A 25,873-nucleotide genomic window follows, 5' to 3' on the forward strand; every position below is an offset into this window, starting at 1 on the left:
AAATAAGGAAAGTTTATTATGCTAGCAGTTATGAAAAAACATCAAAAAATCCTCGCTTTCTATGGCTCCGCCTTTCTTCTACCTGCTCTGATTATGCTAGTAGTACTCTGGTCCATAGATATTTACTGGGGCAGTAAAACAACTATTTTAGCCAGTGATGGTTTTCATCAATATTCTATTTTTGCAACCCAATTGCGTAATATCTTGCATGGTAGTGATAGTTTCTTTTATACCTTTACGTCTGGTCTAGGACTAAATTTTTACGCTCTCTCTGGTTATTATTTAGGGTCCTTTCTATCGCCCTTTTACTATTTTTTTAGTGTCAAGTCTATGGCTGATGCGGTTTATCTCTTCACTCTCATTAAGTTTGGCTTGATGGGGGTGTCAATGTCCTTTACACTTCGTAAACGTTTTGTAAACCTTCAAGAACCTCTGATAATTAGCCTATCAACGTCTTATGCTCTCATGAGTTTTGCAGTTAGCCAGCTAGAAATCAACACTTGGCTAGATGTTCTTATCCTGGCTCCTCTAATTATCTTAGGATTGCATTATCTTTTAGAACAAAAGAGTTTCTGGATCTACTACTTGACACTGACGTTACTCTTTATCCAAAATTATTATTTTGGTTTTATGATGGCAATCTTCTTAATGTTCTATTTTCTAGTCCAATTGACTCGAAATCCCAATTGGCAGAGACTTGTCACTTCCTTTAGAAACTTTACAATTGTGTCAATTTTGTCAGCTTTAACATCAGCTATTATGTTGTTACCAAGCTATTTGGATCTGTCAACTCATGGAGAAAAGCTGTCGACTTTTAACACTTTACTAGCTGATAAGGTCTGGACTTTTGATCTCTTTGCTAAAAATTTTGTTGGATCCTATGATACCACAAAATTTGGTGCTATTCCCATGATTTATGTTGGTCTTTTCCCATTAGCTCTGGCTCTTACTTTCTTTACTGTTAAAGAAATAAAGTGGATTGTTAGATTGGCCTATGCCTTGCTTATAGGAGTTATAATCGCCAGCTTCTATCTCAATCCTCTAGATTTACTTTGGCAGGGAATGCACGCGCCAAATATGTTTCTCCACCGCTATGCTTGGCTATTCTCAACCCTTATAATTTTAATGGCTGGCGAAAGTCTTAGTCATCTGCAAAAGTTCTATGTTAAACGGCTATTAGCAGTTTTCTCTTTTTTAATTATCGGATTTATCCTAACTTTTATCTATGTCAGACACTATACCTTTTTAAAACCAATTCATCTGGTTTTAACCCTAGCCTTTCTAATAGCCTATGCAGTTATATTAATTGCCTTTAAGACAAAGCAATTAGGACTCCTAGCCATGGTTGGCTTCACTCTTATTTTTACACTTTTTGAAACTGGCCTCAACACTTACTATCAAGTTAGTAACTTGAATGATGAATGGATTTTTCCAACCAGAGAAGGTTATGAACAAGACCAGAACCAAATTGGTCAATTGGTCAAATATACCAAGCAACAGCAAGATACGTTTTTTAGAACTGAACGACTTTTACCCCAGACTGGCAACGATAGTATGAAATTCAACTACAATGGTATCTCTCAATTTTCTTCTATTCGTAATACCGCTTCCAGCAGCCAGTTAGATCGACTGGGCTTCCAATCAAATGGGACTAATCTTAACTTGCGCTACCAAAATAATACGATTATTGCTGATAGTCTTTTTGGCGTTACTTACAATCTTTCCAATGAGGATGTTGGTAAGTATGGTTTCAAAGTGGTTAAAAGCTCTGGCTTTCTTTCGCTTTACCGTAATAAAAATGCTAGCCAATTAGCAATTTTGACGGATAGAGTTTACAAAGATGTCAAGTTTACTATCAATACATTGGACAATCAGGCTTCTTTACTCAACAATCTAACGGGGCTTGACCAAACTTACTTTACACATTTGTCAAGTCAGACTCAAGACTCTTTGACTAACTTTAACGATCACCTAACTGTCGTTGCTCCTGCAGGTGAAAATACTGCCAAACTTAGCTATCAGGTCAATGTTCCAGCCAATCAACAAGTTTACATCAGCCTTCCTAATCTTTCACTTAGTAACGAAGATGCTAATAGTGTAACAGTAACCGTTAATGACAAAGTTTATAACTATACTACTGATAATGCCTTTAGCTTCTTTAATTTGGGTTACTTTCAAAAAGAAAGTCAAGTAAAAGTTACCTTGGCCTTTCCAGAAAATCATCAAGTTTCCTTTGAACGACCAAACTTCTACGGCCTCAATACTCAAACTTATCAAAGGGCTATGGACAAAATTAAATCGCAAAGGGTCACTGTTACAACTCAAAATAATCAGGTTACTGCCAACTATACCGCTAAAAAAGCTGGTTCACTCTTCTTTACTCTTCCCTATGATAAAGGCTGGTCAGCTAAACTAAACGGCAAGCCTGTCAAAATTCGTAAAGCACAAAAAGGTTTCATGGTAGTTGATGTCCCAGCGGGTAAAGGGAAAGTTAAGTTGAGCTTTATTCCAAATGGTTTTAAATTAGCCAGTCTCATTTCTATAGCAGGTCTTATTCTTTTTCTTCTCTATAATTATAGTTATCATCGTTTTGTAAAGAGACAAACAAAGGCTTCTGGATACTAGTCCAAAAGCCTTTTTCTGGGTAAAATAAAAGTTGCTTACGCAACTTAAAGTCTTATCATAGTCCGTACGGGATTCGAACCCGTGTTACCGCCGTGAAAAGGCGGTGTCTTAACCCCTTGACCAACGGACCAGACTTCAATAGTATATCCTAGTCTATCAGATGTGTCAATAGTTTTTTAAAATTATTTTTAAAGTTCTTTAAGTAACTTGCAAAAGGCCTGTCTCTTCTAGAAACTAACAGTTTTTTTACAATATTGACAGCAAAAGGCTTATTTTGATAGAATAAGAAGAGTTGGTTCCATAGCTCAGCTGGATAGAGCATTCGCCTTCTAAGCGAACGGTCGCAGGTTCGAATCCTGCTGGAATCATTTTTTGCTAAAAATCTAAAAAATAAGCTTGAAAGTCTACAAGGCTTGTTTTTTTATTTGTGATAGGGACTGCCTTCCTGAATCATAAAGGCCCGATAAATCTGTTCCACCAAAACAAGACGCATTAGTTGATGAGGCAAGGTCAAACGTCCAAAACTCATCAAGAGATTAGCTCGCTTCTTAACTTGAGGAGATAGGCCCAGACTTCCACCAATTATAAAAGTAATATCAGAAAAGCCTCGTAGAGCAACATCAGCCAATTTCTTGGCAAACTCTTCTGACGACCATTCCTGTCCTTCAATGGCCAATACAATGACAAAGTCCCTATCAGCTATCTTACTCATAATTCGGCCAGCTTCTTTTTCCATAATTTGTTGCTTTTGGGCAAGACTGGCCTTGTCAGGTGTTTTCTCATCTGCTAATTCGGTCATTTCAAATTTGGCAAAACGCCCCAGACGTTTTGCATATTCGGCAATCCCTTCTTTAAGATATTTTTCTTTCAGTTTGCCAACTGTAATTAATTTTATCTTCATAACATCATTATACCATAGGCCGTTTTCGACAGTTTTTCCACATAGAAGAAGGCCTCTTCTTCCCTAATCCAACAGCCTTTTTCCCCTATTTTAACAAAGTTATCCACAGCCTGTGAATTCTTGCTTTTTCCCTAACAATAGGGTATAGTTAAGAGGTATTTTTAATATAAGAAGATTTTATTTTGGAGGATTGATTATTGGAAAATTCAAAGAAAATACCTTGGAAAAAAATTCTAACACCTTTTTTGGTACTGCTCATTGGCTTTATCGGGGGGTTGCTGGCTACTTTCTTGATGTTGAAACTCAGCGGTGTTACAACTTCTATCGGTAAAACATCTGTCAGCAATATCAAATACAATAATTCCTCAGATGTGACCAAGGCTGTTGATAAGGTCAAAGATGCTGTTGTTACTGTTTCTAATTACCAAGAACTATCTGATGCGGAAGCTGAAGCTGCTGATAAGGCTGGAATTGAAAAAGATAAAGATGGCTTAGTTCAATACGGCCAAGGTTCTGGGGTAATCTATAAAAAAGATGGTAAAGATGCCTACGTTGTAACCAACGCCCATGTAGTTGACGGTGCTGAAAAGTTAACTATCATGATGGGGACTGAAAAAGACCAGAAAGAAGCCATAAAAGGAGACTTAGTCGGTTCTGATACCTATTCAGACTTAGCTGTGATTAAAATTTCTTCTGACAAGGTCTCTAAAATAGCAGAATTTGCGGATTCTTCTTCTGTTAAAGTGGGAGAAACGGCTATTGCAATCGGTAGTCCGTTAGGTTCTGAGTTTGCCAATACTGTCACCCAAGGGATTGTTTCCAGTCTTGATCGGACAGTGACTTTACAGGCTGAAGATGGTTCAACTGTTCAAACTAAAGCTTTTCAGACTGATGCTGCCATCAATCCTGGGAATTCTGGTGGTGCCCTAATCAACATTGAAGGACAGGTCATAGGCATTAACTCAAGCAAAATCACCATGGAAGGCTATGAGGGAATGGGATTTGCTATTCCATCAAATGATGTCGTTTCAACTATTAATCAATTAGAAAAAGATGGTAAAGTTGTCCGTCCAGCCCTTGGTATTACTATGGCTGATTTGAGTAGTGCAAGCTCGTCAATTCAAGATAAAGTGGATGTTCCCGATGATGTGACCAAGGGAGTTGTTGTTGGTTCCGTTCAGTCTGATATGCCAGCTGATGGTAAATTAGAGGAATATGATGTTATCACTAAAATTAATGATAAAGAAGTTACCTCTGTCGCTGAACTCCAAGAAGAACTTTATAAACATAAAATTGGTGATACAGTTACCTTAACTTTCTACCGTGATGGTAATAAGAAAACTGTTGATATCAAACTAACTAAAACTAATAATGATCTGGATACTTCTTCCAGCAGCAAGTAAAACTTGATAGTTTATAAGTTGAGGGTGGAACAAGAATTAGAAAATCGATACAGGTGATAAAATACCTAGAAGATTTTATACTATCAGCAGCCATATTGGTAAGGAACAATTATGTCTCTGATTCCACAGCATTGTAGGCGAGTTGAACTATTAGCTATCACTTGCATGATAGTTATAAGTTCAATAATTGTTTTTAAGGGCACGCTTGAAAATGAGAATGCGCCTCAAAATCAAGACTTTTAATCAGCAGGGGTTCATTAGGTGCTTTAGCACTAATAACTGTGCAAGGGTAAGACTAAGTTGGCATAGCCAACAAGTTTTACTCCCAAGCACTGCATCAATTGCTTTATCTAAAATAATTAACACGAGGCTGAACTTTTGTCCCAGCCTCATCTTTTTTAATTTGAAGGGATGGTTATGACTGTAGAACTAAAAGAGTTAAATTTAAACGAAATATATCCCAATCCTTTTCAACCTCGTTTAAGTTTTAAACAAAAGGAATTGGAAGAGTTAGCAGACTCCATCAAAGAGAATGGTCTCATTCAGCCGATTATTGTCCGAAAATCACCTATCATTGGCTATGAATTAATTGCGGGTGAGCGGCGTTTTAGGGCTTGTCAGCTGGCCCATTTACAAACAATTCCAGCGATTATTAAGGAACTTTCAGACCAAGATAGTCGTATTCAAGCGATTATTGAGAACTTACAGCGGTCTAACCTCAATCCTATTGAGGAAGCCAAGGCTTATCGAGACTTGATTGAAACCAACCAGATGACTCATGAGGAAATCGCTAAATATATGGGGAAATCCCGCCCTTACATCACTAATTTTTTACGTCTTCTTAATTTATCTGACTCTTTGCAAACAGCTTTGGAAGATGGCAGTCTATCTTCTGGCCATGCACGCCTCTTGCTGGGCTTAAGCGATAAAGAACAAGAAGCTTGGTTAAAGAGAATTAAAGCTGAAGGACTATCGGTCAGAGCTTTAGAAAAATTACTCAAGCCCAAAAATAATCCCAAATACTCGGTCAAAAAGCAGAATATTTTTAAAAAAGATTTGGAGAAAGAACTGACCAAATCTTTGGGAATTCCCGTTACCATAAACATGGCTAACAATCAATCAGGTAAGATAGTCATTCATTTTTCATCCTCAGAAGAGTTAAACAGAATTATCAACAAGCTAAAATAAGCTGTGGATTCAAAAAACTCTTGGGCAGACCTTTTACACATATAAAAACTCACTAAAACCTTGATTTCAAAGCTTTTCTGTTATTCTCCACACCCTGTGGAAAACTTTCGTCAACAATGTGAATTTTTTCTTTTCTGCCTGTGGAAAACTTCTTTTTTTTATGTTAGAATACGGTACAAGATATTCTGAAAATGGAGAGAGCTATGACAGAAAATGAAACGATTTTTTGGAATAGGGTCCTCGAGTTGTCTAGGGATCATCTTACTCAAGCTACTTTTGAATTTTTTGTTCTAGATGCCCAGTTGATTAAAGTAGAAAATGATACAGCTATCATTTATATCGACCGCATGAAGGAACTTTTTTGGGAGAAAAATCTCCAGCAAGTCCTGATTACTGCTGGCTTCGAAGTCTTTAATACACAGATTAGAGCCCAATATATTTTTGAAAGTGCTGAAATTGAGAATGTCCTAGCTAGCAAAGCCAATTCGAATCAGGAGGGACAGGCAAATGCTTATTCTCAATTGGGCTTTACCCAGGCGACTCAGCCTCCCGTTCCGTCAAATTTAAACCCCAAGTACCAGTTTGACAACTTTATTCAAGGAGATGAAAATAAGTGGGCCAAGGCAGCTTCGATTGCTGTCGCCAACAGTCCTGGTACAACCTATAATCCTCTTTTTATCTGGGGTGGACCTGGTCTGGGGAAAACTCACTTACTCAATGCTATTGGTAATACTGTTTTGGAAAATAATCCCAATGCACGGGTTCGCTATATCACAGCAGAAAACTTCATCAATGAATTTGTCACCCATATTCGCTTAGAGTCTATGGAAGAACTCAAGGAAAATTTCCGCAGCTTGGATGTTCTCCTGATTGATGATATTCAATCTTTAGCCAAGAAGACTTTGGAAGGCACTCAGGAAGAATTTTTCAACACCTTTAACGCCTTACATGCCAACAACAAACAGATTGTTTTAACTAGTGATCGGACACCTGATCATCTCAACAATCTGGAAGAGCGGCTGGTGACTCGTTTTAAATGGGGACTAACAGTTGATATTACGCCGCCAGATTATGAAACTAGGATTGCTATCTTGACCAATAAAATCCTTGAGCAAGGCTTTCCTTACACCTTTTCTCAGGATACGATTGAGTATTTAGCTGGCCAATTTGATTCCAATGTTCGTGATCTAGAAGGTGCCCTTAAAGATATCAATCTGGTAGCTACTGTTAAGCAGTCTAATATCATTACAGTTGATTTAGCTGCCGAAGCTATTCGGGCTCGCAAGCAGGATGCGCCAATTATCAATATTATTTCAATTGAAGAAATTCAAACACAGGTCAGTAAATTCTACGGTGTAACTGTCAAGGAAATCAAATCGACCAAACGTAATCAAAACATTGTCCTAGCTCGTCAGGTCGCTATGTATCTGGCACGAGAGATGACCGATAACAGTCTGCCTAAGATTGGTAAAGAATTCGGTGGGCGTGACCATTCGACTGTCCTGCATGCCTATAACAAAATCAAAAATATGTTAACTCAAGATGACAGTCTTCGGATTGAAATTGAAACTATCAAAAATAAAATTAAATAGACTTGTGGATATGAGCTGTATTTCTAGCAGGTTTATCCACAGCTTGTGCACAACATCTTAGCCTTATCCTAGCTAGGTTAGTTCGATTTTTCCACGCTCTCCACAAGACCTACTACTACTACTAAACTTATACTTAATACTATAAAGGAGTTTCCATGATTAATTTTTCAATTAATAAAGCCTTCTTTTTGCAGGCCTTAAATACCACTAAAAGAGCTATTAGTAGCAAAAATGCTATTCCTATTCTCTCTAGCCTTAAGATTGATGTCCATACAACTGGTATTACCTTGACAGGTTCTAACGGTCAGATTTCAATTGAAAACTCAATTGCTAGCAACGATGAAAATGCTGGTCTCTTAATTTCAGAAACAGGCAGTATCTTACTGGAAGCCAACTTTTTTATTAATATCGTTTCCAGTCTGCCAGATGTTAGCTTAGATTTTAAAGAAATCGAACACAATCAGGTCCTTTTGACCAGCGGTAAATCAGAAATTACCCTCAAAGGGAAAGATGTTGAGCAATATCCTCGTCTGCAGGAGGTTGCGACTAGCAATCCTTTAATTTTTGAAACCAAGGTTTTGAAGACTTTGATTGCTGAGACTGCTTTTGCTGCCAGCACTCAGGAAAGTCGACCAATTTTAACAGGGATTCACTTGGTTTTAACAGAGCATAAGAATTTCAAGGCTGTTGCTACCGATTCTCATCGAATGAGCCAGCGTAAACTTGTTTTGGAAAATTCTGGGGATAACTTTGATGTTGTTTTACCAAGCCGTTCTCTGCGTGAATTTTCAGCTGTTTTTAGTGATGATATTGAAACCGTTGAAGTCTTTCTATCGGGCAGTCAAATTCTTTTCAGAAGTGAAACCATTTCTTTTTATGCTCGGATGCTGGAAGGGGCTTATCCAGATACCGATCGACTTTTAGTCAGTGATTTTGAAACTGAAATTCTCTTTGATACCAATAATCTTCGCTCAGCTATGGAGCGGGCTCATTTGATTTCCAATGCCACTCAAAATGGTACTGTTAAGTTGGAAATTGTGAATGGTCAGGTATCGGCCCATGTTAATTCCCCTGAGGTTGGGAAAGTCAATGAAGAAATCGATACTTTAGAAACAAGTGGCAGTGATTTAACCATTAGTTTCAATCCAACTTATTTAATTGAAGCTCTCAAGGCTCTTAAAAGTGAAACAGTTCGGATTCGTTTTATATCGCCAGTTCGTCCATTTACCTTGACACCAGGTGATGATGGGGAAAACTTTATTCAGCTGATTACTCCAGTTCGGACGAATTAAGAAAATCTTTTAAATTTTTGAAATGTTTTAAGCAGAAATTAAGTGCTCAAAGCTATACTATAGTCAATCCTAAATAAACTTTTCTTTTTCATAATCTCCGAAAGAAGTCTGATATTAGTCAGGCTTCTTCTTTTGTAGTCTCACCCCCGCACGGTTGATTAGGAAAGGCGCTATCCCCTATAAATAATGAAAAGGGATAAGTACTTCCAATCACCCACTGCGATGTGGTTCTTAAACTTACTTTCCCTAGGGCAACTCCACTGCCTTAGAATACGACGACAGTCTAGCTTATTATGTGTCTCAAGCCTGTCGCATCTTTTTATAATCTCTGGAAAGTGCCTAGCCATTTGGTTAGGTTCTTTATTATTTTTATCCTATCGTAAGAAATAAGCTTTTCTTAATGCGATTCTCTGTACGAGAATTCATTACCCTAGATTTGTTAGCTACTATCGACTATTTTAATAATATTAGGCCAGTCTGATTTTTATTATTATTCTTCTAATTTTATCACTAATTAGTAATTTAAAAATCTATCATTTTATCTTACCTAGTGACTTTTTAATAGATTTGTCAGCTTAGGGCATTTTGTTTATAATAAGGCTAATATTTAGATATTTTGGAGGTATTTATGTATCAGGTAGGTTCTTTGGTTGAAATGAAAAAGCCCCATGCCTGCACCATTAAGGAGACTGGTAAGAAGGCTAACTGCTGGGAAGTGACGCGTTTGGGGGCTGATATCAAGATTCGCTGCACTAATTGTGACCATGTGGTCATGATGAGTCGCCATGATTTTGAGCGAAAGCTAAAGAAGGTCTTATGACTCTTTTTATTATTGCCAATCCTAATGCTGGTCCCCACAAAGCCCATCAAGTTGTGGAAAAAATTCAAAAAGATTATCCTCAACTTGATCAGGAAATAGTTTATACGACTGGTCCGGATGATGAAAAGTATCGAGTAGACCATGTACTAAGCTCTTGGACAGATGAGGATCGTCTTCTGATTTTAGGAGGTGATGGTACTTTGTCTAAGGTGCTTTATTATTTACCAGAGGACATTCCTTTTGCTTATTACCCAGTTGGTTCAGGTAATGATTTTGCTAAAGCTTTACAACTACCAGATTTAGATGGGACTATGGCAACTCTTTTAACTGGATATACAAAAGAAATTACTATTTTTGTAGGTCAGACAGGTGCCTTACTTAATAGTCTAGATCTCGGCTTTTCAGCTTGGGTAGTCAAACAGGCAGCTCAGTCTAAAATTAAGTTTGGGCTCAATCGGTTTCATCTAGGAAAAATGACCTATGTTTTAATAGCTATTTTATCTCTCTTTAAAAAGCCGCTGGCTAGTGTTCAGCTTAAGAAGGGGAATGGTGAGCTTTTAGAAGTTAAGGATATTTACTTTTTCTCCCTAGCTAATAATACTTATTTTGGCGGGGGCATTATGATTTGGCCTAGTGCGACGGTATTTGACTCAAATTTGCATCTCGTTTATGCTAAAGGGGAAAATTTTTGGCAGCGTTTGGTGATTTTATTGACCCTTGTCTTAAAAAAACATGAGACTTCCTCTTGCTTAAATCATGCGTTACTGGATGGTCTGACTTTGACTTTTCCAGATAAAACCTTATTGGCAGTTGATGGTGAAATTCTCCACTGTCAGCAGGTAACTCTGACAGCTCAAAAGAGAAAGATTTATTTATAGTTTGTAAGAAATTGCCATCAGCAACTATTACTTTCCTTTTATTTTCAGGCTTTGGACTAGTTTTGCAACCTCTAGTTGCTGGTGAAAGTGCTAGGAAAATAGGCTTCTCTCGTCTATACTAGGCTTAGAAAACGAAAGGAGTTTTACCATGATGATGAAAGTAAAGAGAGATTCATTTTTCTCGCCCTTAATGAAGGTTCTACTAGCAACAATTGGATTCTTGCCCTTTAACAGTCTTCTAGCTTTATTATCTAATGGATTGTATGGAAATATCTCTAGTGGTCCAATTTTTGTTCTTGGCTATTTATTTTATACCTTATTTTTTATCAAGGTATTGGATAAGCAAACTTGGAAAGTCTTGAATTTGTCCTTTAACAAGAAGTCGGTCAAAGGATTTTTGCTTTCTTTCCTATTGACGGCTGTTTTAATTGTTCTAGGGTCGGTCATCGCTAGATTTCTTTTCCATGACAACCCATTTCAAATTCAAAGAAAACTTAGTTTGGCTAATATATTCATTTACACTTTAACATCCTTTTCGGCTGCTTTTCTGGTTCAAGGATTTCCAGAAGAGCTAGTCTTTCGCGGCTACATGACCCAAGCTTTACGAACTAAGTATTCATCGATTGTTTCCCTTTTCATAACTAGCGGACTCTTTGCCCTAATTCATGCCTTCCATATTTTTAGAGAGGGATTAGTATTTGGCCTCTTAACCATGTTCATTGCTTTTAGTTTTGCTTTTCTAGCTTATTTGCTGAAATTTATCTTTGAGACAACTTGGGCAGCTGTAGCTGTTCATGGCGGGGTTCATTTTACTCGGATGATGTTGGTCTTATTGGGATTTTCAGAATCAAATACAGCTATCTTGATGCATAGCTTATTCTTATTACTAGCCGCTTTAATTATTTTTTCTAGGGTTAGAAAACATTTAACTAAAACATTGAGGTAAGATTATGACGACTTTTTCAGAACAACTAAAATCATTGCGCTCGACTAAAAATCTCTCTCAAGAGGTTTTGGCACAAGAATTGTTTATTTCTCGTCAGGCTATTTCCAAGTGGGAAAATGGAGAAGCTACTCCTGATCTAGACAATTTGGTCAAGTTGGCGGAGATTTTTCAAGTAAGTTTAGACCAGCTAATATTAGGTAAGGAGCCAGAGAAAATTATTGAGCGGGTTATTGAGAAAGATGATAATCGGCCTATGAATATTTGGGAATTTTGTGATAAAAACCGAGGATTAGTTATCATCATTTGTTTCTTAATCTTTTTATCTATTGGTGCCTTAGCTGGTGCTTTAGGAGATAGATAAGTTTGTGGTGTGCAGTTTTTTTATTATAATAATTTCTGTTTGAAGAGCGAATGGAGTCTAAAATTCGTAGTTTCAGTAGTTGGAATTGTTGAGTTTGCCCAGTGTTGGAAAATCAATGTATTTAATGTTAAGGTGGAGCAAAAAATGCTAACGATCTTTTTTGAGATTTAATTTATAGTATTGTCAATTATTTGCATAATGGAGAAGTAATAATGGCAAATAATCCAATTCTTGTCCGTATTGAATAAAGAAACTGTTTTTAGATTATCTATTGCTGCCTACCTTCTATGTTTAATGGTTCTTGGCTTATGTTTTTACTTTTAGAAAAAATTCCAGAATGTAGCATGTTCCCACAATCGATTGCTAGCGTGATCTCTGTTTTGCTTGTTATTTATGATTATATGGATTTTTATGGAGGAATCTTTAAAAAAGGATAAGCGTCATTTAGGAGATCTATTTGTCAAAACACAGATTGTTGTGAAAATTGAGAAAAGAAGCAAAGAGTAAAAATAAAAGTCTGTTGAATAGCGGACTTTTTTGCTATAATAACCATGATTGAAAAATTTGAACGGAGACTAAAATTCATGGCTTTAACAGCTGGTATTGTTGGTTTGCCCAACGTTGGAAAATCAACGCTTTTTAATGCAATCACCAAGGCGGGGGCAGAGGCTGCCAACTATCCTTTTGCCACTATTGATCCCAATGTCGGAATGGTTGAGGTGCCAGATAGCCGTCTGCAAAAATTAACGGAGTTGATTAAACCTAAAAAAACAGTACCAACGACTTTTGAATTTACCGATATTGCTGGTATTGTTAAAGGTGCTTCAAAAGGCGAGGGTCTTGGAAATAAATTTTTGGCCAATATCCGCGAAGTAGATGCTATTGTTCATGTAGTGCGAGCTTTTGATGATGAAAATGTCATGCGGGAGCAGGGACGTGAAGGTGCTTTTGTCGATCCTCTGGCGGATATTGATACGATTAATTTGGAATTGATCTTGGCTGATCTAGAATCTATCAATAAACGCTATGCGCGTGTTGAAAAAGTTGCACGCACTCAAAAGGACAAAGACTCTGTTGCTGAATTTGCTGTTCTTGAAAAAATCAAGCCCGTTCTTGAGGATGGTAAGTCTGCACGTACCATTGAGTTTACCGAGGATGAGCAAAAGATTGTCAAAGGACTCTTTCTTCTGACAGCTAAGCCCGTTCTCTATGTGGCTAATGTCAATGAAGATCAGGTTTCTGATCCAGATAGTATTGACTATGTTAAGCAAATTCGTGATTTTGCAGCGACAGAAAATGCCGAAGTGGTCGTCATTTCAGCGCGTGCTGAGGAAGAGATTTCTGAGTTAGATGATGATGACAAGGAGCTTTTTCTAGAAGATCTTGGTTTGACAGAATCAGGTGTGGATAAATTGACACGCGCAGCCTATCATCTACTTGGTCTTGGCACCTACTTTACTGCTGGGGAAAAAGAAGTGCGGGCTTGGACTTTTAAGCGAGGTATTAAGGCTCCGCAAGCTGCTGGTATCATTCACTCAGATTTTGAACGGGGCTTCATCCGCGCTGTTACTATGTCGTATGATGATCTGATTAAGTACGGCTCAGAAAAAGCGGTTAAGGAAGCTGGTCGTTTGCGTGAAGAAGGTAAAGATTACGTGGTTCAAGATGGCGACATCATGGAATTTCGTTTCAATGTTTAAGTAAAAAAGTAATAGCAACCAAAGGCTGGAACCGTCTTCCAGTCCTTTTGGTCTTTCTGGAATAGGAAAAGTAAAATGACAAAATTGATTGTTGGTCTGGGAAATCCAGGTTCAAAATACGATAAAACCAAGCACAATATTGGCTTTATGGCCATTGATGAGATTGTGAAGCATCTAGATGTGACTTTCACAGAGGATAAAAATTTTAAGGCCTTGGTTGGTTCAACCTTTCTTAACGGTGAGAAGGTTTATTTTGTTAAGCCTCTGACCTTTATGAACGAAAGCGGTCAGGCTGTTCAGGCTCTGTTGACCTACTTTAATATCGCTATTGAGGATCTACTGGTTATCTATGATGATTTAGATATGGCTGTTGGGAAGATTCGCTTCCGACAAAAAGGATCTGCCGGCGGTCATAATGGTATTAAATCGATCATCAAGCATATCGGTAGACAGGAATTTGACCGAATTAAGGTTGGTATTGGCCGGCCAAATCATGGGACAAAGGTGGTCCACTATGTCCTGTCTACATTTTGTCAGGATGATTATGCAACAATTTTAGCTTCTCTAGAACGAGTAGCTACTGCGGTTAACTTTTATTTGGAGTCTGGTGATTTTGAACAGACTATGCAAAAATACAATGGATAAGACACTTTTACATCTTTTTAATCAAAATAAGCACCTGCAGGAATGGCAGGATAAGACAGCTCTGCTGGGACGACAGTTAATTATGGGCTTGAGTGGGGCTAGTAAGAGTCTGGCTATTGCTGGAAATTTTTTGGCTAATCGAGGTAAGTTAGTCATATTGACGGCTAGTCAGAATGAGGCTGAAAATCTAGCCAGTGACCTAATTGGTCTCATCGGTGATGATTCGGTCTATCAATTCTTTGCGGATGATATTGTTGGGGCAGAGTTTGTTGTTGCTTCACAAGAAAAATCTCTTTCTCGAGTGGAGAGCCTCAATTTTCTGCTGGATGAAACCAAATCTGGGATTTTGGTGACTAGTCTTTTGGGAGCTAGGGTCCTGTTGCCTAAACCTGAGGACTATGCCCGTTTTGTTTTGACTTTCACAGTTGGTCAAGACTATGATTTGGCCAGTCTAATCAAGACTTTGACCAGTCTTGGTTATAATAAGGTTTCTCAGGTATTCTCGCCGGGTGAATTTAGCCAGCGGGGGGATATTTTAGATATCTATGATGGTCAGACAGATCAGGCTTACCGTTTGGAATTTTTTGGAGATGAACTAGATGGTTTGCGAATTTTTGATCCTGAGAGTCAAAAATCGCTAGAAAATCTAGAAGGTTTTACTTTGAGTCCTGTTGATGAGGCAATACTGACTGAAGAGAATCGGCGTAAGGGTCTAGCTAAGTTAGAGTTGGAACTAGGGCGAGTTCAAAATGACCAACTTAAGGACTATTTGGATGGTCTTTATACTACGCTGGCTGATGGCTATCGGCATCAGGATTTTAAAAAGTTTCTGGCTTATTTTTACGATAAGACCTATAGCCTTTTAGATTATCTACCTCAGGGAACACCAATTTTCTTTGATGATTTTCAAAAATTAACTGAGCGCAATGCTACATTAAATCTAGAAATTGCTAATTATCTGACCGAAAATTTACAACAACATAAGGCTCTTTCAAGTCAGGTCTACTTTGCGGATGTCTTTCAGAACCTGAGAAGTTATCAACCTGCTAGCTTCTTTTCAAATTTTCACAAAGGACTGGGCAATATTCGCTTCCAGAAAATCTATAATTTCACCCAGTATGCTATGCAGGAATTTTTCAATCAAATTCCTCTTTTGGTGGATGAAGTCAATCGTTATCTCAAGACTAGGGCAACAGTTGTTCTCCAATCTGATTCGCAAGTCAAGCTGGAAAAGTTGCAAGAAAGTCTTCAGGAGTACGGTTGTGACTTGCCAATAGTAGCAGCTGATGATTTGCGTGAAGGGAAGGCTCAGCTGACTCAGGGATCTCTGACCAATGGTTTTTACTTTGCGGATCAAAAACTGGTTCTGATTACAGAAAAAGAAATTTTCCATAAGACTCCAAAACGGCGGATTCGCAGGCAGAACGTCAGCAATGCTGAGCGACTTAAGGATTATAATGAGCTGCAAAAAGGCGACTATGTTGTTCACAATGTCCATGGCATCGGGCGTTTTCTTGGTATTGAAACTATTGAAATTCAGGGTGTGCACCGAGACTACCTGACGGTCCAATACCAGAATGCTGATACGATTTCTATTCCAGTTGAACAAATTGAGTTGCTCTCCAAATATATGGCCAGCGATGGCAAAGAGCCAAAAATCAATAAGCTTAATGATGGCCGTTTCCAAAAGACTAAGCAAAGAGTTTCCAAGCAGGTTGAAGATATCGCTGACGATCTTTTGAAGCTTTACGCTGAACGCAGTCAACTCAAAGGTTTTGCCTTTTCAGCTGATGATGACAATCAAAGGGAGTTTGAAGACGATTTTGCCTATGTTGAAACAGATGACCAATTGAGATCCATCAAAGAAGTCAAGCAGGATATGGAATCCGACAAACCTATGGATCGGCTTTTAGTCGGCGATGTTGGTTTTGGCAAGACTGAAGTAGCTATGCGGGCAGCTTTCAAGGCAGTCAATGATGGTAAGCAAGTTGCCGTTTTAGTGCCAACAACCGTTTTAGCCCAGCAGCACTATAATAATTTTAAGGAACGCTTTGAAAATTATGCTGTCCAAGTTGGTGTCCTCAGCCGCTTTCAAACTAAAAAAGAACAGAGCCAGACCTTGTCTGCTCTGGCTAAGGGGCAAATTGATATTATTATCGGAACTCACCGCCTGCTCTCTAAGGACTTGAAATTTATGGACTTGGGCCTAATTGTTATTGATGAGGAGCAGCGTTTTGGTGTTAAGCACAAGGAGAAACTCAAGGAACTTAAGAAAAAGTCTGATGTTTTAACTTTGACTGCTACCCCTATTCCTAGGACCTTACACATGTCCATGTTGGGTATTCGGGATTTATCGGTCATTGAAACGCCACCGACTAATCGTTATCCAGTTCAGACCTATGTTTTAGAAACCAATCCTGGTATGATTCGCGAAGCTATCATGCGGGAAATTAGCCGAGGCGGTCAAGCTTTCTACGTTTATAATCGTGTTGAAACTATCGATCGCAAGGCTATGGAACTGCAGGAGCTGGTTCCTGAAGCTAATATTGGTGTGGTTCACGGTCAGATGAGTGAAATTCAGTTGGAAAATACTCTTTTTGATTTTTTAGATGGTGTTCATGATGTCTTGGTAGCTACAACTATTATTGAAACAGGCATTGATATGCCTAATGTCAATACCCTTTTTGTTGAAAATGCTGATCGAATGGGACTGTCTACCCTCTACCAATTACGGGGACGGGTTGGCCGTAGCAATCGAATTGCCTATGCTTACCTCATGTATCAGCCTGACAAGGTTTTGACAGAAGCTTCTGAAAAGCGGTTAGATGCCATCAAAGGTTTTACCGAACTAGGTTCAGGCTTTAAAATTGCTATGCGGGATCTCTCTATTCGCGGAGCGGGTAATATTCTGGGAGCTTCACAGAGTGGCTTTATTGATTCGGTTGGTTTTGAACTTTATTCACAGATGCTGGAGGAAGCTATTCAGCATAAGCAAGGAAAAAGTCAGACTCGTCAGAAGGGCAATGCTGAAATCAATCTGGGCATTGATGCCTATCTTCCTGCTGATTACATTAGTGATGAGCGGCAAAAAATTGAAATTTACAAGCGAATTCGAGAAATTTCTTTGCCGGAGGATTATGAAAATCTTCAGTCTGAATTGATTGATCGCTTTGGCGATTACCCTGATCAGGTAGCTTATTTGTTAGAAATTGGGCTGGTTAAGTCATATCTGGACAGTGTTTTCGTTCAATTCCTTGAAAAGAAAAATGCGGAAGTGATTGTCCGTTTTGAAAAAGCCAGTCAGGCTCTCTTTTTAACCCAAGATTATTTTGAAGCTTTATCAGTAACTAATCTAAAGGCTAGGATCAGTGAACACCAAGGTAAAATCGAAGTTATTTTTGATGTTCGTCAGAAAAAAGATTATGAAATTTTAGAGGAATTGAAAAAATTCGGCCAAAAATTTTTAGAAATCAAAAATCGAAAAACTGCTGAAAGGGTGTAAAGTCCTGCGTTTTTTAGAAATTCATGATAAAATAGGGAAAGTTACAGGTATGAGAGAGAACTTTTCTCTCGAGTTCTGGAGGAAAAAATGAGATTAGATAAATATTTAAAGGTCTCTCGTATCATTAAGCGCCGGCCTGTTGCCAAGGAAGTAGCCGATAAAGGCCGTATCAAGGTCAATGGAATTTTGGCCAAATCATCAACTGACCTCAAGTTGAATGATGAAATCGAAATTCGCTTTGGTAATAAGCTATTGACAGTGCGCGTGTTAGAAATGAAAGACAGTACTAAAAGAGACGATGCCCAAAAAATGTATGAGATTTTGAGTGAAAAAAGGGTAGCAGTGGATGAGTAAGACTGATAAGGTTGTTCAGCTGAACAATGATTATATTAAAGAGAATAACCTGACCAAGCGCTATGAGGAAGAAGAAGCCCGCAAACGTCATCGTTTTATGGGCTGGACTTTAATTTTTGTCATTTTGCTTTTTATTCTACCAACCTATAACCTGGTTTCTAGTTACCGTGATTTGCAAAATAAAAAAGCAGAAATTGTTAAACTAAAGGCAAATTATAAGAAAACCAAGGCTCAAACAAGTAAGGAAGAGCAACTTGCTGAGCAGCTTAAGGATGATGAATTTGTTGAAAAATACGCTCGTGCCAAGTATCATTATTCTGATTCTGGTGAGGTTACATTCATCGTTCCGGAATTGGTTCCTCAATAATTATGGAAAATTTGATTGAAACAATTGAGAAGTTTTTGGCTTACTCTGATGAAAAATTAGAGGAGCTCCATCAAAAAAATCAATCCTTAAAAGCGGAGGACTCTCATGAGGATTAAAACAGGCAACGGGACAGTAAAACTCTTTGCCTTTTTGGTTTTACTGCAAGTTTTCCTTGTTTCATTTTCGATAGCAAGAGGTGATCGTAATACCAAGGACGAGGAAGGACCAACAAGAAATTTTTCCTATGTCTATTTTGCTAAAACTCCTGCTAATCCTAATGTTTACACCAAGGTAAAAACTTATTTAGATTCTAGCTTAACTAAACAAGCTGGTCAGCTTCAGCCAGATTCAAAAATTATTATTAAGAGACTGCTTGAAAATAAAAATGGAATGCCAATTTTCCAATTAGCTAACGGTAACTATGTCAAGGCTAGCTATCGAGACTTTTATGATGACCAGATAAAAAAGCAAGAAGTTTTTAAAAAGTCAAAAAGTTATTGGACTCATGACAAGGTAACTCTTTACGACAAACCTTACGTTGCAGGACAAGTTCCTAAAAAAACAAATCTGCCAACCTATAGTAAAATTCAGGTAACTCAAAGGGCTAAAACTCAGCATGGCAGCTACCTCTATGTGCAGGGGCAGGGTTGGATTGATGCTAAGGCAGTTTCTAAGCATGATGATAGAATTAGGTTGATACAAGACCTGCTGCAGGCTAAGTACAATAAGGCAGATAAGTACAGTATCTACGTGAAGCAGCTTAATACTGGCAAGACTGCTCAAATCAATGCCGATAAGATGATCTATTCTGCCAGTGTCAGCAAGCTTCCTTTGCTTTACTATGTGCAGGAACAAATTAATAAAGGGAAAATTAAAAGTTCTCAGAATTTCACTTACACGCCAGCAGTTAATGATTTTAAGGATGCTTATAAGCCAGAAGGCAGCGGAAATCTTAGTAAAACGGCTGATAATAAGCCATACAGTGTCGGAGACTTAGAAAAACGAATTACTCGGTCTTCTGATAATGTTGCGACCAATATTTTAGGTTATTATGTAGCTCATCAATATGACAAGGATTTCCATAAAACCATCAAGTCAGCTATTGGTCAAGATTGGGACATGAAGAGCCGTAAGGTTTCTGCTAAGACAGCCGGTCTGATGATGGAGGCTATCTATAAGCAAAATGGTGATATTACTGACTATCTCTCTTCAACTGATTATGATGACCAGAGAATCTCTAAGGATATCTCTGTCAAGGTAGCTCATAAGATTGGAGATGCTTACGATTATCGCCACGATGTGGCTATTGTCTATGGTGAAACTCCCTTTGTTCTATCTATCTTTACAGAAAATGCTAGCTATGACGATATTACAGCCATTGCTGATGATATCTACAGAATGTTAAAATGATTTACCAAAAGATTTTAAAAACCATTCAAAAAGAAGGTTATTTTACTGACCATAATAAGGTCTTAATAGCCGTATCCGGTGGAGTAGATTCAATGAATTTACTCCATTTCTTACATCAACATCAGCAGGATCTAGCCATCTCTATTGGTCTTGCTCATGTTAATCATAAACAGCGAATTCAGTCTGATGAGGAAGAAGCTTATTTGAAAACTTGGGCTGACCAGCATCAGCTCCCCTTTTTTGTAACTAATTTTACGGGAAAATTTTCAGAAAAAGCTGCACGTTCCTTTCGTTATAGCTTTTTTAGCCAGATTATGCAGGAAGAGGGCTATACAGCTCTGGTGACAGCCCACCATGCGGACGATCAAGCTGAGACTATTTTTATGCGTCTTTTACGTGGAAGTCGACTCAGGCATTTGACTGGTATGAAAATAATTCAGGACTTTGGTCCAGGTCAATTGATTCGTCCCTTTTTAAATGTTGAAAAGTCTGACCTACCTCAGGTTTTTCATTTTGAGGACGAGACTAATACTAGTGGGGATTATCTGCGTAATCGGATTCGTAATACCTATCTTCCCAATCTGTCTCGAGAAAATCCTAAATTGTCAACAGCTCTCAGAGAATTAGGGCAAGAGGCAGCCTATCTTTTAACTGCCCTTTCTGATTTGAGTTTTGGATTAGAAGCAACAGATTTGCAGACTTTTCAGCAGAAAACCGTAGCCGTTCAATATTATCTCCTGCAAGATTATTTGAGCCAATTTACAGATTTGGAGTTATCCAGAAAACAGTTTACAGCTCTCTTAAACAGGCTGAAAGAAAACAAGCAGGAGGAAGATAGCTACCTAAAATCAGACTACTATCTACATTTGAGAAAAGAGCAGTTTTGGATTGATAAAATCGGCCCTGAGACGGATAGCCCTTTTGCAAGGAAAGTGTTAGAATATGGCAAAATCGTCAGTATTGGTCAAAATAGTTTTGAGTTTAATCAGACAGGAGAGATTCCTTTGACCAGTCAGAAACCTATTATTTTACGGCCTAGACGATCTGGTGATCAGATTGATTTTGGCAGTTTTCATAAGAAGCTACGCCGTCTTTTTATTGACGAAAAAATTCCAGCAAAAGAGCGTAAGAAAGCTATTGTAGGTGAACAGGATGGCCTCCTTCTCTTTGTCCTTGTCAATGGACACTTATATTTGAGAAAAGCTCCCCAGTGTGTTACAATTAAAGCTAAATTGTGTATAAAAACTAAAGAAATTGGTGATTTATGACCTTAGATAACGATATTGAAAAAGTGCTTTATTCGTCTGAAGAAATCACGGCTAAGGCTGAGGAACTTGGTAAGCAATTAACAAAGGACTACCAAGGGAAAAATCCTTTACTTGTTGGCGTTTTAAAGGGAGCTGTTCCCTTTATGGCTGAATTGATTAAGCATATTGATATACATATTGAAATTGACTTTATGGTGGTTTCATCATATCAAGGTGGCACCCAAAGTAGCGGTGAAGTTAAAATTCTAAAAGATGTTGATACTAATATCGAAGGCCGCGATGTCATCTTTGTCGAAGATATTATCGATACAGGAAGAACACTCCTTTATCTGCGAGATATGTTTAAATACCGTAAGGCTAAGTCTATTAAGATTGTCACCCTCTTTGATAAACCTGAGGGTCGAGTTGTAGATATTGATGCTGACTACGTCTGCTATGATGTTCCTAATGAATTTGTAGTCGGGTTTGGTCTTGATTATGATGAAAAATATCGCAATCTTCCCTATGTCGGTGTTCTCAAGGAAGAAATTTACGCAAACTAAGTATTAGAAAGTTTTTAATTAGCCAATGAATAATAAAAATAAAAATGGGCTTGTCAAAAATGCCTATATTTATCTGGTAGTCATTGTTTTGGCGGTGACAGCTGCAAACTTTTATTTTAGCAGTTCCTCTGGTCAGACTAGAGAAGTTGGTTACTCAACCTTAGTTAAGGAAATAAAAAAAGGTGAGATTAAATCAGTTACTTATCAGCCTAGTGGTAGTGTTGTAAAAGTGACTGGTGATTATGCCAAAGCCAAGAAGGTTCCATCAAACAGCTCAAGCTTTAACCTTTTGAATTCTGATAGTTCTGAAAAGGTTACAAAATTCACCTCCGTTATTTTACCGAGCGATTCTTCTATGAATCAATTGGAAAAAGCAGCTGATGAATCTGGTACTAAAATTAAGGTGGTTCCTGAAAGTTCTAGTGGGGCAATTATGTCCTATGTCTTTAGTCTCTTCGTCCCACTACTTGTTATGGGACTGCTCTTCTATTTTATGATGAGTCAAGGAGGCGGCGGTGGAGCTCGTGGTGCCATGAGCTTCGGCCGTAATAAAGCTAAGGCTGCTAGCAAGGATGATATTAAGGTTCGTTTTTCTGATGTTGCGGGTGCCGAGGAGGAAAAGCAAGAGCTAGTTGAAGTTGTTGACTTCTTAAAAAATCCTAAAAAGTATCGGGCTTTGGGTGCCCGCATTCCGACAGGTGTTCTTCTTGAAGGTCCTCCCGGAACTGGTAAAACTCTCTTAGCTAAGGCGGTTGCTGGTGAAGCCGGTGTTCCTTTTTTCAGTATTTCAGGTTCTGACTTTGTGGAAATGTTTGTCGGTGTCGGTGCTAGTCGAGTTCGTTCCCTCTTTGAAGATGCTAAAAAGGCTGAAAGAGCTCTGATTTTTATCGATGAAATTGATGCTGTCGGTCGCCGTCGCGGTGCCGGTATGGGCGGCGGAAATGATGAACGTGAACAGACTCTTAACCAACTCCTAGTCGAAATGGATGGTTTTGAAGGTAATGAAAGTATCATTGTTATTGCTGCAACCAACCGAAGCGATGTTCTCGATCCAGCTCTTCTTCGTCCTGGACGTTTTGACCGTAAAGTTTTAGTTGGTCGTCCTGATGTTAAGGGGCGGGAAGCTATTCTTAAAGTCCATTCTAAAAATAAACCATTAAAAGATGATGTAGATCTCAAGGTTATTGCTCAACAAACTCCAGGTTTTGTCGGTGCCGACCTTGAAAATGTTTTGAATGAAGCGGCCCTTGTTGCAGCTCGTCGCAATAAGACTAAGATTGATGCTAGCGATATTGACGAAGCTGAAGACCGTGTTATTGCAGGTCCTTCTAAAAAAGATAAAAAGGTCTCTGAAAAAGAACGGCAAATTGTGGCCTTCCACGAAGCTGGTCATACCATTGTTGGTTTGGTTCTCTCAAGTGCTCGAGATGTCCATAAGGTTACTATCGTTCCTCGAGGACGTGCCGGTGGCTACATGATATCCTTACCTAAGGAAGATCAGAACCTCCTTTCTAAGGATGAGTTGAAAGAACAATTGGCTGGTCTCATGGGTGGCCGTGTTGCTGAAGAAATCATTTTTAATGTCCAAACTTCAGGTGCTTCAAATGACTTTGAACAAGCTACTGCCCTAGCTCGGGCTATGGTAGCTGAATATGGTATGAGCGACAAACTTGGACCAGTTCAATATGAAGGCAATCATGCCATGAACCCAGGTCAAATGCCAACTGATAAGTCTTATTCTACTCAAACAGCTGTTATGATTGATGAAGAAGTTCGTGATTTGCTTAATGAAGCTCGAAATAAGGCTGCTGACGTTATTAATTCTAATCGTGAAACCCATAAATTGATTGCAGAAGCTCTGCTCAAATATGAAACTTTGGATGCTGCTCAAATTAAATCTATCTATGAAACAGGTAAGATGCCTGAAGAAGACTTAGAAAACTCTGGAGATGACAATCATGCTCTTTCTTATGATGAAGTGAAGGAAAAGATGTCTGAAACAGATAGCAGCAACGATAATTAAGAAAAGGAGAAAAGTGCTCCTTTTTCTTTTGTCTTTTAATATCTTTGTTTTGGGTACTATATTTTGCTTTATTCCAAAAAGTATTTACAATCATTTTTCCCTATGATAAACTTACAACTATAGAAAATTCAAGGAGAGATAAGTGAATATTTTTCGAAAAAAAGACCCGCGTCAAGCCAAAACAGAAATGGCTAGAAGTTTAGGGGTTACTGACCTCGTTTTTCTTGGTTTAGGTTCAATGGTAGGGACAGGTATCTTTACTATTACTGGTATTGGTGCTGCTAACTATGCTGGACCAGGTTTGGTCATTTCTATCATTATTGCTGCTGTTGCCGTTGGTATTTCAGCTCTCTTCTTTGCAGAATTTGCATCTCGTTTACCTGCAAATGGTGGCGCCTATAGCTATGTTTATGCAACTTTAGGAGAATTTCCAGCTTGGATGGTCGGATGGATGATTATAATGGAATTCCTGATTGCCATTTCTAGTGTTGCTTCGGGCTGGGGAGCTTATTTAAAAGGACTTTTGGCCAGTTTTAATATTACTTTGCCTACAGCACTTAATGGAACTTTGGATCCAAGCAAGGGAACCTATGTTGATTTGTTGCCTGTCTTGGTTATGATAGCTGTAACAGCTCTAGTTTTGATGAATTCTAAATCAGTCTTACGCTTTAATAGTTTTTTAGTTATTTTGAAGTTTTCAGCTTTAGCCCTTTTTATTGTCGCTGGTTTCTTTTTTATCAAACCGAATAATTGGTCAAACTTCATGCCATTTGGACTGGGTCAACTTTATGGTGGCAAAACGGGAATTGTTGCTGGAGCATCGATTATGTTTTTTGCCTTTCTTGGTTTTGAATCGTTGTCTATGGCAGTTGACGAGGCTAAGGAACCGCAAAAAACAGTTCCTCGCGGAATTACTCTATCTTTGATTATTGTGACGATTGTCTATATTGTGGTTACTCTTGTCTTAACAGGGATTGTTCATTACACTAAGCTTGGTGTTGCTGATGCTGTTGCTTTTGCCCTGCGTCATGTTGGCTTGTCATGGGCAGCCAACTATGTTTCGACTGTAGCCATTTTAACTTTGATTACGGTCTGTATTTCGATGACCTACGCTCTTTCACGAACAGTTTATAGTATTAGTCGAGATGGACTTTTACCGAAATCCTTCCGCCATATTTCAGAAAAATCGAAGATTCCAGATAATGCGACACTATTAGTTGGAATCTTCGCCATTATCTTTGCTGGTATTGTTCCTCTAGCAGCTTTGGCAGAGTTTGTTAATATCTGTACTTTAGCTTATTTGATTGTCCTTGCAGTAGCCTTGATTAAGCTGCGTCAGGACAAAGGAACCCCCCAGAAGGATCAATTTAAGACACCTTTAGTCCCAATTTTACCGATTATTTCAATCATTATCTGTCTATCTCTCATGAGTCAATTTATGACTGTTACCTGGATCGCCTTTGGTATTTCTGTGCTTATTGGTCTTCTTATCTATTTTCTTTATGGTTATAAAAATTCAGCTATTGACTAGTAGCAGTGAGAAGGCTGTCTGTCCCAGCCTTATATAAAAATTTCGACAACCAAAATAAAAAATGAACAGGATTAGATTTTTAATAACAAGAAATCTAATTTTGTTTGTTTTTTTACTTTCCGTATCAAGTACGACTAATGACAAAGAATTTCCAAAATGAAAGTTCTTTTTATTTCTAGCTTTATTTAAAAACAATCCTAGGTTTACCATTTTATAATACATAAAAAAATTAATCTAAAGGTATTGACAAAGGAGGAGGTGTTTGCTAGAATAAGGGAGCTGTCCTCGAGAGAGGGGCAAGACCTTTGAGAACTGAATAGAGACGAACCAAGACGTGCGGGTTACGAGAGTAACCTGTCAAAGGACAATAAGTCAGCGATGACACAAGTGAGTTAAGCGCTCAAACTATTAGATGAGAGTTTGATCCTGGCTCAGGACGAACGCTGGCGGCGTGCCTAATACATGCAAGTAGAACGCTGAGTACTGGAGCTTGCTCTAGTACGAGGAGTTGCGAACGGGTGAGTA

At 38.4% G+C, this 25,873-nt stretch carries 21 protein-coding genes, 2 tRNA genes and 1 rRNA gene; 22 read left to right on the forward strand and 2 right to left on the reverse strand.

Translation table 11 applies throughout. The annotated features are described in order from the left end of the window. Positions 1 to 18: 18 nt before the first annotated feature. Positions 19 to 2,625, forward strand: coding sequence for a YfhO family protein (locus G7Y32_RS07655; protein ID WP_165212582.1), 2,607 nt, complete (start codon positions 19 to 21; stop codon positions 2,623 to 2,625). 58 nt (positions 2,626 to 2,683) lie between these two features. On the opposite strand, the gene G7Y32_RS07660 is transcribed toward G7Y32_RS07655, so the two are convergent. Further along, positions 2,684 to 2,755 (reverse strand) — tRNA-Glu (locus G7Y32_RS07660). Between the two features lie 164 nt (positions 2,756 to 2,919). Here G7Y32_RS07660 and G7Y32_RS07665 point away from each other — a divergent pair. Next, positions 2,920 to 2,993: transfer RNA gene (locus tag G7Y32_RS07665), tRNA-Arg, on the forward strand. 53 nt (positions 2,994 to 3,046) lie between these two features. Here G7Y32_RS07665 and rlmH read toward each other — a convergent pair. Then, complete coding sequence (gene rlmH, locus G7Y32_RS07670; protein ID WP_165212584.1) at positions 3,047 to 3,526, reverse strand: 23S rRNA (pseudouridine(1915)-N(3))-methyltransferase RlmH; 480 nt, start codon at positions 3,524 to 3,526, stop codon at positions 3,047 to 3,049. Between the two features lie 197 nt (positions 3,527 to 3,723). Between rlmH and G7Y32_RS07675 the strand changes: the two genes are divergently transcribed. The 20 genes from G7Y32_RS07675 to G7Y32_RS07770 form a co-directional block, all read left to right on the forward strand. Further along, on the forward strand, positions 3,724 to 4,929 hold the full coding sequence (locus G7Y32_RS07675) for a S1C family serine protease (protein WP_165212586.1): 1,206 nt from the start codon (positions 3,724 to 3,726) through the stop codon (positions 4,927 to 4,929). A 417-nt stretch (positions 4,930 to 5,346) separates the two neighbouring features. Beyond that, positions 5,347 to 6,117, forward strand: coding sequence for a ParB/RepB/Spo0J family partition protein (locus G7Y32_RS07680; RefSeq protein WP_165212588.1), 771 nt, complete (start codon positions 5,347 to 5,349; stop codon positions 6,115 to 6,117). A gap of 203 nt (positions 6,118 to 6,320) precedes the next feature. Continuing rightward, positions 6,321 to 7,709 (forward strand): chromosomal replication initiator protein DnaA, encoded by a 1,389-nt coding sequence (gene dnaA, locus G7Y32_RS07685; protein WP_165212590.1) that lies wholly within the window; start codon positions 6,321 to 6,323, stop codon positions 7,707 to 7,709. A gap of 155 nt (positions 7,710 to 7,864) precedes the next feature. After that, a complete protein-coding gene (dnaN, locus tag G7Y32_RS07690) occupies positions 7,865 to 9,001 on the forward strand; it encodes a DNA polymerase III subunit beta (RefSeq protein ID WP_165212592.1) in 1,137 nt (378 codons plus the stop codon). Positions 9,002 to 9,629: 628 nt separating this feature from the next. Next, entirely contained in the window at positions 9,630 to 9,821 is a 192-nt protein-coding gene (locus G7Y32_RS07695) for a DUF951 domain-containing protein (protein WP_165212594.1), read from the forward strand. Further along, entirely contained in the window at positions 9,818 to 10,699 is an 882-nt protein-coding gene (locus tag G7Y32_RS07700) for a diacylglycerol/lipid kinase family protein (RefSeq protein ID WP_165212596.1), read from the forward strand. Before G7Y32_RS07695 ends, G7Y32_RS07700 begins: the two co-directional genes overlap by 4 nt. Positions 10,700 to 10,847: 148 nt before the next feature. Beyond that, complete coding sequence (locus tag G7Y32_RS07705; RefSeq protein ID WP_165212598.1) at positions 10,848 to 11,645, forward strand: CPBP family intramembrane glutamic endopeptidase; 798 nt, start codon at positions 10,848 to 10,850, stop codon at positions 11,643 to 11,645. A gap of 4 nt (positions 11,646 to 11,649) precedes the next feature. Next, on the forward strand, positions 11,650 to 12,006 hold the full coding sequence (locus tag G7Y32_RS07710) for a helix-turn-helix domain-containing protein (protein ID WP_165212600.1): 357 nt from the start codon (positions 11,650 to 11,652) through the stop codon (positions 12,004 to 12,006). Between the two features lie 584 nt (positions 12,007 to 12,590). Next, complete coding sequence (gene ychF, locus G7Y32_RS07715) at positions 12,591 to 13,706, forward strand: redox-regulated ATPase YchF (RefSeq protein ID WP_165212616.1); 1,116 nt, start codon at positions 12,591 to 12,593, stop codon at positions 13,704 to 13,706. Positions 13,707 to 13,781: 75 nt separating this feature from the next. Next, positions 13,782 to 14,351 (forward strand): aminoacyl-tRNA hydrolase, encoded by a 570-nt coding sequence (gene pth / locus G7Y32_RS07720; RefSeq protein ID WP_165212602.1) that lies wholly within the window; start codon positions 13,782 to 13,784, stop codon positions 14,349 to 14,351. Then, positions 14,344 to 17,853 carry a transcription-repair coupling factor gene (gene mfd / locus G7Y32_RS07725; RefSeq protein ID WP_165212604.1) on the forward strand — a complete coding sequence of 1,170 codons (3,510 nt, stop codon included), beginning with the start codon at positions 14,344 to 14,346 and terminating at the stop codon, positions 17,851 to 17,853. Before pth ends, mfd begins: the two co-directional genes overlap by 8 nt. A gap of 87 nt (positions 17,854 to 17,940) precedes the next feature. Beyond that, positions 17,941 to 18,207: an RNA-binding S4 domain-containing protein gene (locus G7Y32_RS07730; RefSeq protein WP_004228454.1), complete on the forward strand. Its 267-nt coding sequence runs from the start codon at positions 17,941 to 17,943 to the stop codon at positions 18,205 to 18,207. Beyond that, positions 18,200 to 18,574, forward strand: coding sequence for an FtsB family cell division protein (locus tag G7Y32_RS07735; RefSeq protein WP_004227453.1), 375 nt, complete (start codon positions 18,200 to 18,202; stop codon positions 18,572 to 18,574). Before G7Y32_RS07730 ends, G7Y32_RS07735 begins: the two co-directional genes overlap by 8 nt. Positions 18,575 to 18,576: 2 nt before the next feature. Further along, positions 18,577 to 18,690: an SP_0009 family protein gene (locus G7Y32_RS07740; protein ID WP_165212606.1), complete on the forward strand. Its 114-nt coding sequence runs from the start codon at positions 18,577 to 18,579 to the stop codon at positions 18,688 to 18,690. After that, positions 18,680 to 19,984, forward strand: a complete 1,305-nt coding sequence (locus G7Y32_RS07745) for a serine hydrolase (protein ID WP_165212608.1) — start codon at positions 18,680 to 18,682, stop codon at positions 19,982 to 19,984. Before G7Y32_RS07740 ends, G7Y32_RS07745 begins: the two co-directional genes overlap by 11 nt. Then, entirely contained in the window at positions 19,981 to 21,252 is a 1,272-nt protein-coding gene (tilS, locus tag G7Y32_RS07750) for a tRNA lysidine(34) synthetase TilS (protein ID WP_165212610.1), read from the forward strand. Before G7Y32_RS07745 ends, tilS begins: the two co-directional genes overlap by 4 nt. Then, positions 21,249 to 21,794 carry a hypoxanthine phosphoribosyltransferase gene (hpt, locus tag G7Y32_RS07755; protein ID WP_004227471.1) on the forward strand — a complete coding sequence of 182 codons (546 nt, stop codon included), beginning with the start codon at positions 21,249 to 21,251 and terminating at the stop codon, positions 21,792 to 21,794. Before tilS ends, hpt begins: the two co-directional genes overlap by 4 nt. Before the next feature lie 25 nt (positions 21,795 to 21,819). Beyond that, positions 21,820 to 23,817, forward strand: coding sequence for an ATP-dependent zinc metalloprotease FtsH (ftsH, locus tag G7Y32_RS07760; protein WP_165212612.1), 1,998 nt, complete (start codon positions 21,820 to 21,822; stop codon positions 23,815 to 23,817). 142 nt (positions 23,818 to 23,959) lie between these two features. Then, complete coding sequence (locus tag G7Y32_RS07765) at positions 23,960 to 25,348, forward strand: amino acid permease (RefSeq protein ID WP_165212614.1); 1,389 nt, start codon at positions 23,960 to 23,962, stop codon at positions 25,346 to 25,348. A gap of 408 nt (positions 25,349 to 25,756) precedes the next feature. Beyond that, positions 25,757 to 25,873, forward strand: a 16S ribosomal RNA gene (locus G7Y32_RS07770); the annotation flags it as partial.

The organism is Streptococcus tangpeifui (assembly GCF_011038795.1).
In the GTDB taxonomy this organism is placed as follows: domain Bacteria; phylum Bacillota; class Bacilli; order Lactobacillales; family Streptococcaceae; genus Streptococcus; species Streptococcus tangpeifui.